Consider the following 14002-nt stretch of genomic DNA (forward strand, 5'->3'; position numbering starts at 1 on the left):
GCGCCGCCCTGCGCTGCAGGCGCGGCAGCCAGCGCGCCGGGCTCGGCATAGCGGAAGGCCAGCATGCGCAGCAGTACCATCTCGCAGCCGGCGCGCGGCGACGGCGCCAGCGGCAGGTCGCGCCGCCCGGCGACGGCGACCTGGTACCACAACTGCAGGTCCTCCGGTGCGGCCTGGTTGGCCACCGGCCTGGCGCGCGGCGTCAGTCCGTCCTCGTCGTCGTCCAGGCCAGGGACCGCCTGCAGCACCGCCGCCCGCTGCAACAGCGCCGCCAGGGTCCCCAGCAGTTCGAAATAATCCGGCACGTGCTCGTCCAGCGCCGCCACCTCGGCCATCAGACTGGGCGCATCGCCCGCCACCACCGCCTCCAGCAGTCGCACCGCGTACTCGCGGTCGACCGTGCCCAGCATCGACGCCACCTCGGTCTCGGTGAGGCGGCCGCCGCCGTGGGAAGCCGCCTGGTCCAGCAGGCTGAGGGCATCCCGCAGGCTGCCGTCCGCGGCGCGCGCGAGCAGGTCCAGCGCCGGCGGCTCGAATTCCAGTCCCTCGTGCTCCGCCACCAACTTCAGCCGCTCGCGGATCATGGCCACCGGCAGGCGCTTGAGGTTGAACTGCAGGCAGCGCGACAACACGGTCATCGGCAGCTGCTGCGGATCGGTGGTGGCGAGCAGGAACTTCACGTGCGGCGGCGGTTCCTCCAGCGTCTTCAACAGCGCGTTGAAGGAATGCTTCGACAGCATGTGCACCTCGTCGATGAGGTACACCTTGTAGCGGCCGCGCGCCGGCGAGTACTGCACGTTGTCGAGCAGGTCGCGGGTGTCCTCCACCTTGGTGCGCGACGCGGCGTCCACCTCGATCAGGTCCACGAAACGCCCGTCGTCGATATCGCGGCAGGCGGCGCACTCGCCGCAGGGGGCCGAAGAGACGCCCTGCTCGCAGTTCAGCGCCTTGGCGAAGATGCGGGCGATGGTGGTCTTGCCGACGCCGCGCGTGCCGGTGAACAGGTAGGCATGGTGCAGCCGGTCGTTGTCGAGCGCATGCACGAGGGCGCGCAGGACATGCTCCTGGCCCACCAGGTCGGCAAAAACGCGGGGGCGCCACTTGCGGGCGAGCGCTTGGTAACTCATGGGCTTGGGGCAGCGTACCTGGTTCGGCTTCGGGACGCGGGTGAGTTTATCATCCCGCCTGCCCGCGGCGCCGTGAAAGGTGGCGGCCCGTACCAGCCACACCCCGGCGCCCGGCGTCGCCGCTACCGTTGCTCCCTTCCGGGCCTGGCGGGGTTCACGGCTGGCCGTCGCGAGGGGACCGGCACGGGCCACCATTGACGGGTCCCGGCGAACGCCGGGGGCGCCTATGTTAACCGGAAAGGCGCTCTCGTTGCCCTACGTTCAGGTTCGAAGTGCTAGGTTTAGCCCATGGCATCAACCAGGAGTGCGCCATGAACCGGACCCGCACCGCCGCCACGACCTTCATCGCCATGCTCGGACTGGCGTTCGTCGCCGTGCCGGCCCAGGCCCAGGAATACGTGGTCGAGCCGATTGTCGATGAGCCGGGCCTCGCCGGCGAGAACGCGCTCTTCACCGAGGCCGAGCTGGACCAGCTGCTGGCGCCCATCGCGCTGTACCCGGACGCCCTGCTGTCGCAGGTGCTCATCGCCGCAACCTATCCGCTGGAGATCGTGGCGGCTGCACGCTGGTCGCGCGCCAATCCCGGCCTGGATGGCGAGGCCGCGGTGCAAGCCGTCGCAGAGGAGGACTGGGATCCCAGCGTGAAGTCGCTGGTCGCATTCCCGGACCTGCTCGCGCAGATGGACCAGGACCTGGAATGGACGCGCCAGCTGGGTGAGGCCATGTTGCTGCAGGAAAGCGACGTCATGGATTCCATCCAGTTCCTGCGCGCCAAGGCCGACGAGGCCGGCAGCCTGCAGGACACCGAGCAGGTGCGCGTGGTGCGCGAGGAGCGGACCATCGTCATCGAACCGGCACGCGAGCGCATCGTCTACATCCCCTACTACGACACCCGCGTGGTGTACGGCAACTGGTGGCGCCCGGCCTACCCGCCGGTCTACTGGCCCCGGCCGTCCTACTACACCTATTACGGCTCGACCGGTTTCTACTGGAGCAGCGGCATCCACGTCGCGACCGGGTTCTTCTACAGCGATTTCTACTGGCCCAGCCGCAACGTGGTCATCGTGCGCGCGCCGCGTTACTACTATCCCCCGCGGCATTACTACGGGGCCCAGCGCTATTACGTGCCGGGCGAGCGCTGGAAGCACAACCCGTGGCATCGCCGCAGCGTGAAGTACCGCCACCACGAGTTGCGCAAGCGCTACGAACCCCATATCCGCCCGCCCAGCGTGCGCTATTCCGAGTCGCGCGCCGAGCGACGCGGCGCGCCGCAGACGGGACAGCGCTTCGGTTCGTCGACAACACGACAGGAACAGTCGCAGCAGCGCTCGGCGCCACGCAATTACCGCGAGAGCAATGATCCGGCGCGCGTCGAGCGCCAACTCCGGACGGAGCGCCAGCAGCGTGCTGAACGCCAGCCAAGGCTTGAGCGACCGGAGCGCACCGCCAGCGCGCCGTTACAGCGCCGGATCGAGACCGCCACGCAGCGCAGCCAGCGCCCCGCGCAGCCGAACCCGCGCCAGTCGCAGAGCTATCGCGCGACCCGGCAGCAGGCCCAGGTGCAGCGTGCACAGCCGTCCGCCCGGGCGCATGCGCCCGCCCGCCAGGCAGCGGCCACGCGCAGCGCAGCGCCCTCTCGCCAGGCTGCGCCGTCACCGCGGGCAGCTCCAGCGCGACAAGCCGCACCCACGCGCCAGGCAGCACCCGCCCGCCAGGCGCAATCACGGCCGTCCCGGGCGAAGAGCGACTCGTCCAGCCGCGGACGTGCGCAAGCGCCGCAAGTGCGCCGCGGCAACTCGGGCGCGGACAGCCGGCTGCGGCGCCAGGTCAACTAGCGCCGGGCGCCGGCGGCTTGGCCGCCGCCGGGGCGCGCGGTCAGGCCTCGACGCAGGTCACGTCCGCGCGCCCGACCAGCGCGCCGCCACGCGCAGCCCCTGCACCAGGTTGCGGCTGAAGTTCAGCCGGCCTTTCCGCCGGATCACGCCGGCGCGCAGCAGTTTCAGCACCATGCGCGCCTGCAGCCCGGCAATCACCACGCCCACTCCCTGGCGATCCATTTCCTCGAGCAGCCCCTGCATCGCCACGACGGCCGTCCCATCCATGCTGGGCACGTCGGTCATGTCCAGCACCACCACGCGCACGCCGGGATCCACCACCTGCAACGAGGTGACGGCCTTCTCGGCCGCGGCGAAAAAAAGCGGGCCGTTGACGTCGTAGACCGCCACCTCCGGCGGCAGGGCCGCCGCGTCCGATCCGGCCGCGCCATGAATACGGCTGCTGTGGGTCAGGCCCGCCATGCGACGGATAAACAGCATCCCGGCCAGGCCGACGCCGACCCCCACCGCGAGCACCATGTCGAACAGCACGGTGAGCAGGAAACACAACGCGAGTATCGCGGCATCGCCGCGCGGTGCCGAGCGCAGGGTGCGCAGGAACAGGTGCGGCTCGCTCATGTTCCAGGCGATGACGAAGAGCAGCGCCGCCAGTGCCGCCATGGGCACCCGTCCAAGCAGCCCGGCCAGCGCCACGACCGCCAGCAGCACCACCAGGCCGTGCACCACGGCCGCAACGGGAGACACCGCGCCGCTGCGGATGCTGGTGGCGGTGCGGGCGATGGCCGCGGTCGCCGTGATGCCGCCGAAAAACGGCGCCACGATGTTGCCGATGCCCTGCCCGATCAGCTCGCTGTTGGGATCATGCCGCGTGCGGGTCAGGCCGTTGGCGATGACGCCGCACAGCAGCGACTCGATGGCCGCCAGCAGCGCGATCGCGATGGCCGGGCCGAGGAGCGCCTGGAAGACGCCAAAGTCCAGCTGCATCGCAGCGCCGTCCTTGCCCGGGAACTGCCACGGGAAGGCGAAGCCGGGCAGCAGGGGCGGGATGCCCCGGCCGGCCGCGTCCCCGACCTGCCAGCTGAAGCGGTCCGCGATGGTCTCGATGTGCCAGCCCAGGCTGTTCAGCGCCCAGGCCAGCAGCGTGGCTGCCGCAAGCGCGACCAGTGGTCCGGGCACCGGCAATTTCAGCCGCGGCCAGGCCAGGAGTACCGCCAGCGTCGCCAGCCCCAGCCCGAACTCGGCCGGGTCCAGCCCCGGCAGCGCCCGCACGATGGCGACCAGCTTGTCCAGGTAGTCGCTCCCCGCCTCCGCGGCCGGCAGCGCCAGCCCCATGAAATCCGGCAGCTGCAGGGTGGCGATCACCACGCCGATCCCGGCGGTGAAGCCGAGCACGACCGGATAGGGCACGAACTGGATCAGGGCGCCCATGCGCCCGACGCCCATGGCGACGAGGATGCAGCCGGCCATGATGGTCGCCACGAGGAGGCCGCCGAGCCCGTAGGCCTGCACGATGGGCAGCAGGATCACCACGAAGGCAGCCGTCGGGCCCGAGACGTTGAAGCGGGACCCGCCAGTCAGCGCAATCACGATGCCGGCAATGATCGCCGTGTACAGCCCGTGCTGGGGCGGCACGCCGGTGGCGATGGCCAGCGCCATGGCCAACGGGACGGCAACGATGCCGATGGTCAGGCCGGCGAGGATGTCCTTGCGCAGCTCGGGCAGGCCGTAGCCCGTGCGCCAGGCGTCGCGCAGGCCCGCCGCGATGCGAGGGCGCGGGATCGCGGGCAGTGTCGGAGGTGTCGGGCGGGACGCCATCGACAACGATCATTGCATGTCGATGACGTCCCGTCGATCAGGCGCCCTCAGTCAGCCGGCTGCAGGAACTCCGCCAGCCAGTCCTTCTTCTCCTGGTACCAGCGCAGCGAGTTGTTCGGCTTGAGAATCCAGTGGTTCTCGTCCGGGTAATACACCAGCCGGCTGCGCACGCCGCGGTTCTGCAGGATGTTGAACAGCTCGATGCCGTGGTTCAGCGGCACGCGGTAGTCCAGCTGGCCGTGGATCACCAGGGTCGGGGTGTCGAAGTTCGCCGCGCCCATGTGCGGGGAGGACTTCTCGTAGTGCCCTGGCTTTTCCCAGAACTCGCCGTGGCGCCGCTGCGAGGCGCCGTAGTCGGCGGCGTACTGGGTGAGCCAGTTGAACACTGCCGCATGCGCCACCAGCGTCTTGAAGGGGTGCTCGCGGCCGAGCAGGATCGAGGCCAGGTAGCCGCCGTAGCTGCCGCCACCGGCGCCCATGCGCTCACTGTCGATCCAGGGCTTGGCGGCGAACCATTCCGCTGCCTTGATGGTGTCGATGTATGGCAGCTCCGACTGGTAGGGATTGATGGAGTCGGTGAAGTCCTGGCCGAAGCCGCTCGAGCCGTGGAAATTGTGCCAGCCGGTCACGTAGCCCCAGCCGGAAAAAATCTGGGCGTTCCAGCGGAAATGGAAGCCGTCGGTGATGCCGTTGTGCGGCCCGCCGTGGAGCAACAGGTACAGCGGGTACTTCTGCTCGGGGTCGAAACCGGGCGGATACACCACCCACATCTGCACCGGGTCGCCGTTGGCGCCCTCGTAAGTCACGCTCTCGTAGCGTCCGAAGTCCACGCCGGCCAGGATCTCGTCGTTGAAGTCCGAGAGCTTGGTCACCGTGCCGCGACGCGGGTCGATCCGCACCAGCGTCGGCGGCTCGATAAAGCTCTGGCGCAACGCCACCAGCGTGCGCCCGTCCGCGGACAACTCCACGCTGCCGAAGCTGTGCTCCGCAGTCAGCGGCGTCGGCTTGCCGCTGCGCACGTCGATAGCATAGACGCGGTTGTGCGCGGCATCGTCGATGGCCGCGTAAACCTTGCGGCTGTCGGGCGCCCAGGTCACTCCGCTCACCGTGCGATCGAATTCCTCCGTCACCACGCGCTGCGTACCGTCGCGCCGGTCGTGCAGCACCAGCCGCGCGCGATCGGCGTAAAAGCCGGGGATCTGTCGCTGCGAGAACGCCAGCCAGCGCCCGTTCGGGCTGTACGCCGGGGCGAAATCCGGCGCCGGGTTCCCGGGCGTGAGATTGACCGCCTCGCCGCCCGCGGCCGGTAGCACATAGATATCCGGGTTGGAGGCGGTGCCGGTGGGGTCCGAGTCCGCCACCACGGCGACCTGCTCGCCGTCCGGGGAGATGTCGTAGCTTTCGGTGCCGGCGACGCTGATCGGCAGGTGTACGCCGGAGCCCGGGGTGATCGGCTGTACCTCGCCGCCGTCGATGGCGACCCGGTACAGATGGGGCTTGCGCTCGTCGTGCCAGCGGTCCCAGTAGCGGGCCGGGGCCTTGTCCCAGGCCTTGGCCGAGTCCTTGCTGTCCTTCTCTTCCTTGAGGCGCGCGGCCATCTCGTCCCAGTCGGCCGTGTCCTCGAAGACGCGGCTGATGAACGCGATCTCGCTGGAGTCCGGGAACCACATGGGCGCGCTGGCCCCCGTGGGCACCGATGTCACCGCGCGCCCCTCGCCCCCGGCCGTGGGGATGACGTAGACCTGGCTCTGCTCGTCTTCGCCACGCTTCGAGATGAAGGCGATGTGGCGCCCGTCCGGGCTCCAGGCCGGGCTGGAGTCGCTGCCCGAATGCGTGGTCAGCTGGCGCGCGCCGCTGCCGTCGGTGGCCACCAGCCAGAGGTTGGTGATGCCCTTGTCGTCCTTCATCTCGTAACGCGTCACGGCGAGCACCACCTGGCTGCCGTCGGGCGAGATCGCGGGATTGGACAGCCGCTTCAGTTCCCAGAGCGTGTCCGCATCGAGCGGCTTGATTTCGCTCGCATTGACCGGGGACCACGACGCCGCGAGAAGCGCCAGCAGGAGGACCAGGACGTGCCGCATAGGTAAATCTCCAGATGATGGGCTGCGAGTTGGGAACGATACCTCGTCCGGGCGCACCGGCCAAGAAAGCAATCCGTAGAAACCCCGTCGGCCGCCCGGTCGCCAGGCGAGAAACTTATCAGTCCATGCCCGTGTTCGCAGGAGAAATCGCCATGGCTGAGCGTCGCCGCTCGTGGGCTGAGCCCTTCAAGATCAAGATGGTGGAGCTGCTGAAGACCACCACACCCGAGGCACGGCGACACGCCATCGAGCAGGCGGGCTGGAATACGTTCCTGCTGCGTTCCGAGGATGTCTACATCGACCTGCTCACGGACTCCGGCGTTTCCGCCATGAGCGACCGGCAGTGGGCCGGCATGATGCGGGGCGACGAAGCTTACGCCGGCAGCGCGAATTTCTACCACCTGCGCGACACCGTGGAGGAGATCTACAGCTACCGGCACACCGTGCCGACGCACCAGGGCCGCGGCGCGGAGCATCTCGTCAGCAAGCTGCTCATCAAGCCGGGCGACTTCGTCCCGGGCAACATGTATTTCACCACCACCCGCCTGCACCAGGAGCTGGCGGGCGGCGCCTTCGTCGACGTCATCATCGACAACGCGCACGACCCGGCGGACCCGCACCCTTTCAAAGGCAACATCGACCTGGAGAAACTCGAAGCCCTGCGGGCGCGCGTCGGCGCGGAGCGCATCCCCTATGTCAGTCTCGCCACCGCAGTGAACATGGCGGGCGGCCAGCCCGTCTCCATGGCCAACCTGCGGGCATTGCGCGCCTGGTGCGACGAGCATGGCATCCCGATCGTGCACGACATGACGCGCGTGGCGGAGAATGCCTTCTTCATCCAGCAGCGCGAGGCCGGTTACCGCGACCGACAGGTGCGCGATATCGTGCACGAGATCTGCGCCCTGACGGAAATCGCCACGATGTCGGCGAAGAAAGACGCCCTCGTCAATATAGGCGGCTTCCTGGCCATGAATGATCCCGACCTCTACCGCCGCGCCTGCGACCTGGTGGTGGTCTACGAGGGCCTCCACACCTACGGCGGGCTGGCGGGTCGCGACATGGAGGCGATGGCGATCGGTATCCGCGAAAGCGTGGACGACAACCACATTCGCGCGCGGGTGGGGCAGGTGGAGTACCTCGGCGCCCTGCTCGACCGTGCCGGCGTCCCGATCGTCAAGCCGGTCGGCGGGCATGCCGTCTTCCTGGACGCGCGTCGCATACTGCCGCACATCCCGCAGCACCAGTTCCCCGCCCAGGCGCTCGCCGCTGCCATCTACCTCGACTCCGGAGTGCGCTCCATGGAACGAGGCGCCGTGTCCGCCGGGCGCGACAAGGAGACGGGCGAGAACTACATGCCCAGCCTCGAACTGGTCCGGCTTACCATCCCGCGCCGCGTCTATACGCAGGCGCACATGGACGTAGTCGCCGAGAGTGTCATCGAGGTCGCGGGGAACGCCGGGCAGATTCTCGGACTGCGCTTCGCCTACGAGCCCGAACAGCTCCGGTTCTTTCTCGGGAGGTTCGAACCCGTCAGCCCTGCATGAAGCGCAGGATCATGTCGCTCAGCGCATCGGTCTCGATGAGGAAGCCGTCGTGGCCCGCCGGGGTGTGCAGCACCTCGTAATGCGCCTGCGGCAGCAGCTCGGCCAGGTCGCGTTGCTCGTGCGGCGGGTACAGCACGTCCGAATCCACCGACACCACCAGGGCCGGGATGTCGATGCGCCCGAGGACATCTGCGTATTCGCCCCTGCCGCGGGCGAGGTCATGGCTGTCCATGGCCTGGGTGAGCCGCACATAGGTGTTGGCGTCGAAACGCCGATACAGTTTCTCGCCCTGGTAATCCAGGTAGGACGCTGCAGCAAAACGCCCGTCCCAGTCCTGGGTCTTGCGGCCGAACCGCGTCTCGAAGTTTTCCCAGCTGCGGTAGCTCACCATGGCCATCATGCGGGCGACGGCGAGCCCGTGGCGAGGCGGCTTGTCCGCGGCATAGCGGCCGTCACGCCAGTCCGGATCGAGAAAAATCGCGCGACGCTGGGCCTCGCCGATCGATATGCACCACGCCGAGTGGCGGCCGGACACCCCGATCGGCGCCATGGCCTGCACGCGGCCCGGGAACGTCGCCGCCCATTCCAGCACCTGCATGCCGCCCAGCGAGGGCCCCAGCACCAGCTTGAGCGTGTCAACGCCGAGATGGTCCAGCAACAGGGCCTGCAGGCGCACCATGTCGCGGATTGTCACCTCGGGGAAGCGGCTGCCCCAGGGCTGCCCGTCCTCCGGATGCGGCTGGATCGGCCCGCTGGTGCCGTAGCAACCGGCCAGCACGTTGCTGCAGACGATGAAATCCCACGCCGGGTCCAGCGCCTTACCGGGCCCGAACAGGCCGCCCCACCAGGCGTCCGCGTCCGCTGACCCGGTCAGCGCATGACACACCAGCACCGCGTTGTCGCCGCCCGGCGCCAGCTCCCCCCAGGTGCGGTAGGCCACCTGGACTGCCGGCAGCACGGCGCCGCTTTCGAGATGAAACGGTTGCGCCAGGCGCCAGGCGCGGGTTTCCCGCGCCAGCGGCCCCGCTGTACGCAGGCTGGATTCCTCCATCAGTCCCCTGCCGCCACCCTGGCGAATGCCTGGGCGAAATCCGACTTGATGTCCTCGATGTGCTCGATGCCGACCGACACCCGCACCAGGTCGGGCGTGACGCCGGCGGCACGCTGCTCCGCCTCGGAAAGCTGCTGGTGCGTCGTGCTGGCCGGATGGATCACCAGGGTCTTGGCATCGCCGACGTTGGCCAGATGACTGGCCAGCTCCACCGAGTTGATGAGGCGCTTGCCGGCTTCCAGCCCGCCCTTGATACCGAAAGTCAGCACGGCGCCGAAGCCGTGCTCGAGGTACTCGCGGGCGCGCTGGTGGAAGGGGTGGCTGTCGAGGCCGAGATAGTTCACCCGCTCGACCTGGGGCTGGGCCTGCAGCCAGCGCGCCAGCTCCAGGGCGTTGTCGCAATGCCGCTGCACGCGCAGCGACAGCGTCTCCAGTCCTTGCAGGAACAGGAAGGCGTTGAACGGCGACAGTGCCGGTCCCCAGTCACGCAGGCCCTCGACGCGCGCCCGGATGATGAAAGCAATGTTGCCGAACGGCCCGTCGGGGCTGAAGACCTCGGCGAAGTTCAGGCCGTGGTAGCCGGGTGACGGCGTGTGGAAGGTCTTGAAGCGTTCGCCGAACCAGTCGAAGCGGCCGGCGTCGACGATGACGCCGCCGATGGACGTGCCGTGGCCGCCGATCCACTTCGTCGCCGACTGCACCACGATGTCGGCGCCGTGATCGATGGGGCGGACCAGGTAGCCGGCGCAGCCGAACGTGTTGTCCACCACCAGCGGCAGGCCGTGCTTGCGCGCGATCTCGGCCAGGCGGCGGAACTCCGGCACTTCGAAGCCGGGATTGCCGATGCTCTCCACGTACAGTGCGCGGGTGCGCTCATCGATGGCGGCCTCCCAGGCGTCGAAGTCATCGGTGGCGACGAAGCGGACGTCGATGCCGATGCGGGGGAACTGCACCTTGAACTGGTTCCAGGTGCCGCCGTAAAGACTGCTGCCCGAGACGATGTTGTCGCCGGCTTCGGCCAGCGTCGTCAGCGCCAGGAATTGCGCCGACTGGCCGCTGGCCGTGGCCAGCGCCGCCACCCCGCCCTCGAGCGCCGCCACGCGCTGCTCGAACACGTCGGTGGTCGGGTTCATGATCCGGGTGTAGATGTTGCCGAATTCCTGCAGGGCGAACAGGCGCGCCCCGTGATCGGCATCGGTGAAGGTGAAGGAGGTGGTCTGGTGGATCGGCACTGCGCGGGAATGCGTTCCCGCAGCAGGGGACTGGCCTGCATGGACCTGCAGGGTCTCGAATCTGGGCTTGTTCATGTCGGCTCCGGGCGGTCGTCGCAATGCAGCACGCCCGATTATGCTCACGGATCATGCGCTGAAGCCAGCCTCCGCCAGCCCTTCGCCAATATCAATTTGTCGGGGCGACCTTACCAGCGGTAATAAAGGCGGAGGCCGTAAATCGTCTCATCGGGACCGATATCGCCGTCGAAACGGGACGCGTGCCGGCGCGGACCGGTGGTCATGTAGGGCCGGAAGGACGCGTTCCCCTCCTCGATCCCGAGCCAGGACTCGACCTGGCGGTTGATGGCGCCGATAGGATCGCTCAGGGCCAACAGGGCGCGATGGCGGAACTCCATCGGCTCGCCGGGCTCATAAAGCGCCTGCGTGCGGGCGCGCACTCCCATAAAGTACTCGCCGAGTATGGCGCCAGCCACCGGCGTCACGATGATGTCCTGGATAGAGGGCTCCTCGAACAGGGCTTCGACGCCGAACTCGAATGCCGAGGACATGGCAAACGAATACCACAGCGAAGCACGCTCGTCGTAACCCCGCTCGCGGGCTCGTACGTAGTAGGCGGCGCCCCAGTAGGGATGCAGCACGTAGTTGAGGTAAAAGTCGTCGCTGTCCCACTGCGGGTTGCGGACGTTCTGCCACCATGAATCGAGGCTGTAGTCTGACCGCTGTTCTTCGGTCCAGTTGGTCACGCTCTCGGGCAACGTGTAGAGCACCACGACCGTGCCCACCTGGTAGGACAGCAGGAAGCTGGTGTCGCGCCGCAAGCCGGCCCGGTCGGGCCCCTCGGGCGCGGTCGCGGTCGCGGTCGCGGTCCCCAGCGCACTGCCTGGAGCAGGGCTCGACATGGCCGCCAGGGCGGCAGCCGGCAGGCAGCCCAGCACCAGCAGCGCAAGGATCGCAGCGAGGCCAACTCGCTGCCGCCATGGCTTTCCAAGGGGCGATGCGCTAAAACGTGCCGCTAGCATGAAGCCGAGTCCCACCAGCCAAGTCCGCGGCGCATTGTACCTGCTGGCGCTCCTGTTGACTCCCAGCGGACCCGCGCTGGCGCAGGCGGTACTGTTCGACGTGCACAACCAGCATCCGCTGGTGCAGCTGCACGCGCCCCCGGCGCCGGGGGAGCGGGCGCCCGTCGCACCTGGCCAGTGGCGTTGGGATCTCGGCCTGCGACTGAACAACAACTCCATCCAGGACGGCGACGCTGAGGCGGAACGCATCGTGCTGGATGGGGAGACTTACCGCAGCGCCTTCACCGTCTCCCGCGGCCTGCGTCCGGGCCTGGCGGTGGCGGCCACCGTGCCGCTGGTGGCGCACAGCAGCGGCTTCATGGACGGCTTCATCACCGACTGGCACGACCTGTGGGGACTGTCCAACGAGCGTCGAAATGCCTTCGAAAACAACCAGCTCGACTTCAGCTACCTGCAGGACGGCGCCGCACAGGTGGCGCTGCGCGAGTCCGCGCGCGGTCTCGGCGACGTGCGGCTCGACCTGGACTGGCATGTGCGCCCGGCGGGCCAGGACCAGCGCAGCCTGGTCCTGCGCGGCGGCGTCAAGCTGCCGACCGGCTCCAGCGACCGGCTCCTGGGCAGCGGCGGCACGGACTTGTCGTTGCAGGTGCTCTCCAGCGACCATCGCTCGTTCGCGGCATGGAACGTCTCCCTGGCGTGGTCGCTGGGCGCTTTGTGGCTGGGCGAATCAGAGGTGCTGGACTCGATGCGCGAAGACTTCGTGGGGATCGCCTCGGCCGGTTTGCGCTGGCGCATGAACCCGCGCTTCGAGGCCGGCATGCAGGTCGATCTGCATACCGCCGTCTACGACTCTGAGCTGCGGGCGCTCGGCGCAGGCGGAATCCAGCTCACGACGGGCGTGGGCTTGCGGCTGCGCGACAGCAGCCTGGTGGAGCTGGCGATGCTGCAGAACCTGCGCACCGACACGATCCCGGACTTCGGCCTCTACCTGGGCTGGCGCTCCGCACCCTGAGGCGCGTCCGCCGCGGGGATTTCCTCTTGCGCTGCGGCCGCAGCCGCCTCCAGCGCCGGTTCCGCCTCCGGCAACATCTCCATGGCGGTCGGCGTGGTGCGCAGCATGGGATGGAAATGACTATCCGTCGTGGATTCGCGGCGGCGCAACGAAAGACGCGCCAGCACGTACAACCCAAGCACCAGCTGCAACGTCATGAGCGCGCCCGGGAGGGCCCGCGGACCGAAATGCGCCATGAGGAAGCCCACCATGGCGGGGCCGATCGCGGCACCGACGCCGTGCAGCAGCAGCACCGTGCTGCAGGCCGGCAGTACCTCGGCCGGATCGACGTGGTCCAGCAGGTGCGCCACCGCCACCGGGTACACGGCAAAAGCCAGCCCGCCGTACAGGAAGAAGGCGCCATAGAGCCCGGCCGTGGTGCCGTACGGCATCACCATCGCGATCCCCGCGGCGAGCGCTGCGCCAAGGCAGGCCGACGCCAGCGTCCGGCGCCGGTCGCCGCTGTCGGAGAACCGGCCGATCGGCCATTGCAGCAGCGCGCCGCCGACGATGGTGGCGGTCATGAACATGGCGATGCTGTCGGTATCCAGCCCGAGCCGCCCGGCATACACCGGTCCCAGCCCCCAGAAGACGCCGACCGCCAGGCCGGAGAACAAGGCGCCGGCGGATGCGGCCGGCGCCAGGCGGAACATGCGCCGCACGCCGAGCCGCTCCGCGTCGAGCAAGACAGGCTGCGCCATGCGCGTCGCCGTCACCGGCAGCATGGCGGCGCATACCAGGATCGCCGCGAGGGAGAACAGGGCGAACGACTCGGGCGACGCCACACGCAGCAGCTGCTGCCCGATCGCCAGCGCCACCAGGTTGATGGCCATGTAGACGGCAAAGACCCGTCCCCGCTGCGCCCCCTCCACCGTGGCGTTGAGCCAGCTCTCGATGACCGTGTACAGCCCGACCACGGCGATCCCCGTGCCGACGCGCAGCAAGCCCCAGCCCAGCGGCGTGACCCACATGGCGTGGAGCAGCACGGTGCAAGTGAAGAGCGCGCCGAAAAAGGAAAATGCGCGGATGTGTCCCATGCGCCGGATGACCGGCGGCGCAATGAAAGTGCCGACGAAGAAACCCAGGAAGTACGCGGACATGATGAGCCCGAGCACCTGGTCGCCGAAGCCCTCCAGGGTGCCGCGGACACCCAGCAAGGTGCCGAGCAGGCCGCTGCCGAGCAGCAGCACGGCGACGCCGGAGAACAGGGCGCTGAGGGGCACGATGGTGGCGAACATGGGATCCGG

Annotated in this window: 10 protein-coding genes and 1 other RNA gene; 3 read left to right on the forward strand and 8 right to left on the reverse strand. The window is 68.7% G+C overall.

All coding sequences use genetic code 11. The features are described 5' to 3' along the window. Together dnaX and ffs are read right to left on the reverse strand one after the other, a co-directional pair. Positions 1-1127, reverse strand: a 1127-nt coding sequence (gene dnaX / locus G8346_RS06925; protein ID WP_166049594.1) for a DNA polymerase III subunit gamma/tau, incomplete at its 3' end; no start/stop codon positions are given. Between the two features lie 87 nt (positions 1128-1214). Beyond that, positions 1215-1311: signal recognition particle sRNA small type (ffs, locus tag G8346_RS06930), an RNA gene on the reverse strand. 127 nt (positions 1312-1438) lie between these two features. On the opposite strand from ffs, the gene G8346_RS06935 reads away from it, so the two are divergent. Continuing rightward, positions 1439-2962 (forward strand): DUF3300 domain-containing protein, encoded by a 1524-nt coding sequence (locus G8346_RS06935; protein WP_166049597.1) that lies wholly within the window; start codon positions 1439-1441, stop codon positions 2960-2962. Positions 2963-3019: 57 nt separating this feature from the next. Here G8346_RS06935 and dauA read toward each other — a convergent pair whose 3' ends face one another. Beyond that, positions 3020-4777, reverse strand: a complete 1758-nt coding sequence (gene dauA, locus G8346_RS06940) for a C4-dicarboxylic acid transporter DauA (RefSeq protein ID WP_166049598.1) — start codon at positions 4775-4777, stop codon at positions 3020-3022. Positions 4778-4824: 47 nt separating this feature from the next. After that, entirely contained in the window at positions 4825-6858 is a 2034-nt protein-coding gene (locus tag G8346_RS06945; protein ID WP_166049600.1) for a S9 family peptidase, read from the reverse strand. Positions 6859-7010: 152 nt separating this feature from the next. Here G8346_RS06945 and G8346_RS06950 point away from each other — a divergent pair, with 152 nt between their 5' ends. Continuing rightward, entirely contained in the window at positions 7011-8402 is a 1392-nt protein-coding gene (locus G8346_RS06950) for a tyrosine phenol-lyase (protein WP_206202633.1), read from the forward strand. On the opposite strand, the gene metX is transcribed toward G8346_RS06950, so the two are convergent. The 3 genes from metX to G8346_RS06965 form a co-directional block, all read right to left on the reverse strand. After that, positions 8389-9453: a homoserine O-acetyltransferase gene (metX, locus tag G8346_RS06955; RefSeq protein WP_166049605.1), complete on the reverse strand. Its 1065-nt coding sequence runs from the start codon at positions 9451-9453 to the stop codon at positions 8389-8391. The two genes, G8346_RS06950 and metX, sit on opposite strands and share 14 nt — an antisense overlap. Next, on the reverse strand, positions 9453-10760 hold the full coding sequence (locus tag G8346_RS06960; protein ID WP_166049607.1) for an O-acetylhomoserine aminocarboxypropyltransferase/cysteine synthase family protein: 1308 nt from the start codon (positions 10758-10760) through the stop codon (positions 9453-9455). The genes metX and G8346_RS06960 overlap by 1 nt, the downstream gene beginning before the upstream one ends. Positions 10761-10870: 110 nt before the next feature. Continuing rightward, entirely contained in the window at positions 10871-11620 is a 750-nt protein-coding gene (locus G8346_RS06965; RefSeq protein ID WP_206202634.1) for a DUF3943 domain-containing protein, read from the reverse strand. Positions 11621-11702: 82 nt separating this feature from the next. Between G8346_RS06965 and G8346_RS06970 the strand changes: the two genes are divergently transcribed. Then, positions 11703-12716: a DUF3187 family protein gene (locus G8346_RS06970; protein WP_166049610.1), complete on the forward strand. Its 1014-nt coding sequence runs from the start codon at positions 11703-11705 to the stop codon at positions 12714-12716. Here G8346_RS06970 and G8346_RS06975 read toward each other — a convergent pair. Beyond that, the gene (locus tag G8346_RS06975; RefSeq protein WP_206202635.1) at positions 12689-13993 is read right to left on the reverse strand and encodes an MFS transporter; all 1305 of its coding nucleotides are present in this window, start codon (positions 13991-13993) and stop codon (positions 12689-12691) included. The two genes, G8346_RS06970 and G8346_RS06975, sit on opposite strands and share 28 nt — an antisense overlap. Positions 13994-14002 lie beyond the last annotated feature (9 nt).

The sequence above is a fragment of the Thioalkalivibrio sp. XN279 genome, assembly GCF_011089885.1.
Taxonomy (GTDB): domain Bacteria; phylum Pseudomonadota; class Gammaproteobacteria; order Steroidobacterales; family XN24; genus XN24.

What these genes read in the sequence shown, in the direction of transcription:
- G8346_RS06935 (WP_166049597.1), top strand. Translation starts at nt 1,439, where the DNA reads ATGAACCGGACCCGCACCGCCGCCACGACCTTCATCGCCATGCTCGGA.
- dauA (WP_166049598.1), bottom strand. Translation starts at nt 4,777, where the DNA reads ATGGCGTCCCGCCCGACACCTCCGACACTGCCCGCGATCCCGCGCCCT.
- G8346_RS06945 (WP_166049600.1), bottom strand. Translation starts at nt 6,858, where the DNA reads ATGCGGCACGTCCTGGTCCTCCTGCTGGCGCTTCTCGCGGCGTCGTGG.
- G8346_RS06950 (WP_206202633.1), top strand. Translation starts at nt 7,011, where the DNA reads ATGGCTGAGCGTCGCCGCTCGTGGGCTGAGCCCTTCAAGATCAAGATG.
- metX (WP_166049605.1), bottom strand. Translation starts at nt 9,453, where the DNA reads ATGGAGGAATCCAGCCTGCGTACAGCGGGGCCGCTGGCGCGGGAAACC.
- G8346_RS06960 (WP_166049607.1), bottom strand. Translation starts at nt 10,760, where the DNA reads ATGAACAAGCCCAGATTCGAGACCCTGCAGGTCCATGCAGGCCAGTCC.
- G8346_RS06970 (WP_166049610.1), top strand. Translation starts at nt 11,703, where the DNA reads ATGAAGCCGAGTCCCACCAGCCAAGTCCGCGGCGCATTGTACCTGCTG.
- G8346_RS06975 (WP_206202635.1), bottom strand. Translation starts at nt 13,993, where the DNA reads ATGTTCGCCACCATCGTGCCCCTCAGCGCCCTGTTCTCCGGCGTCGCC.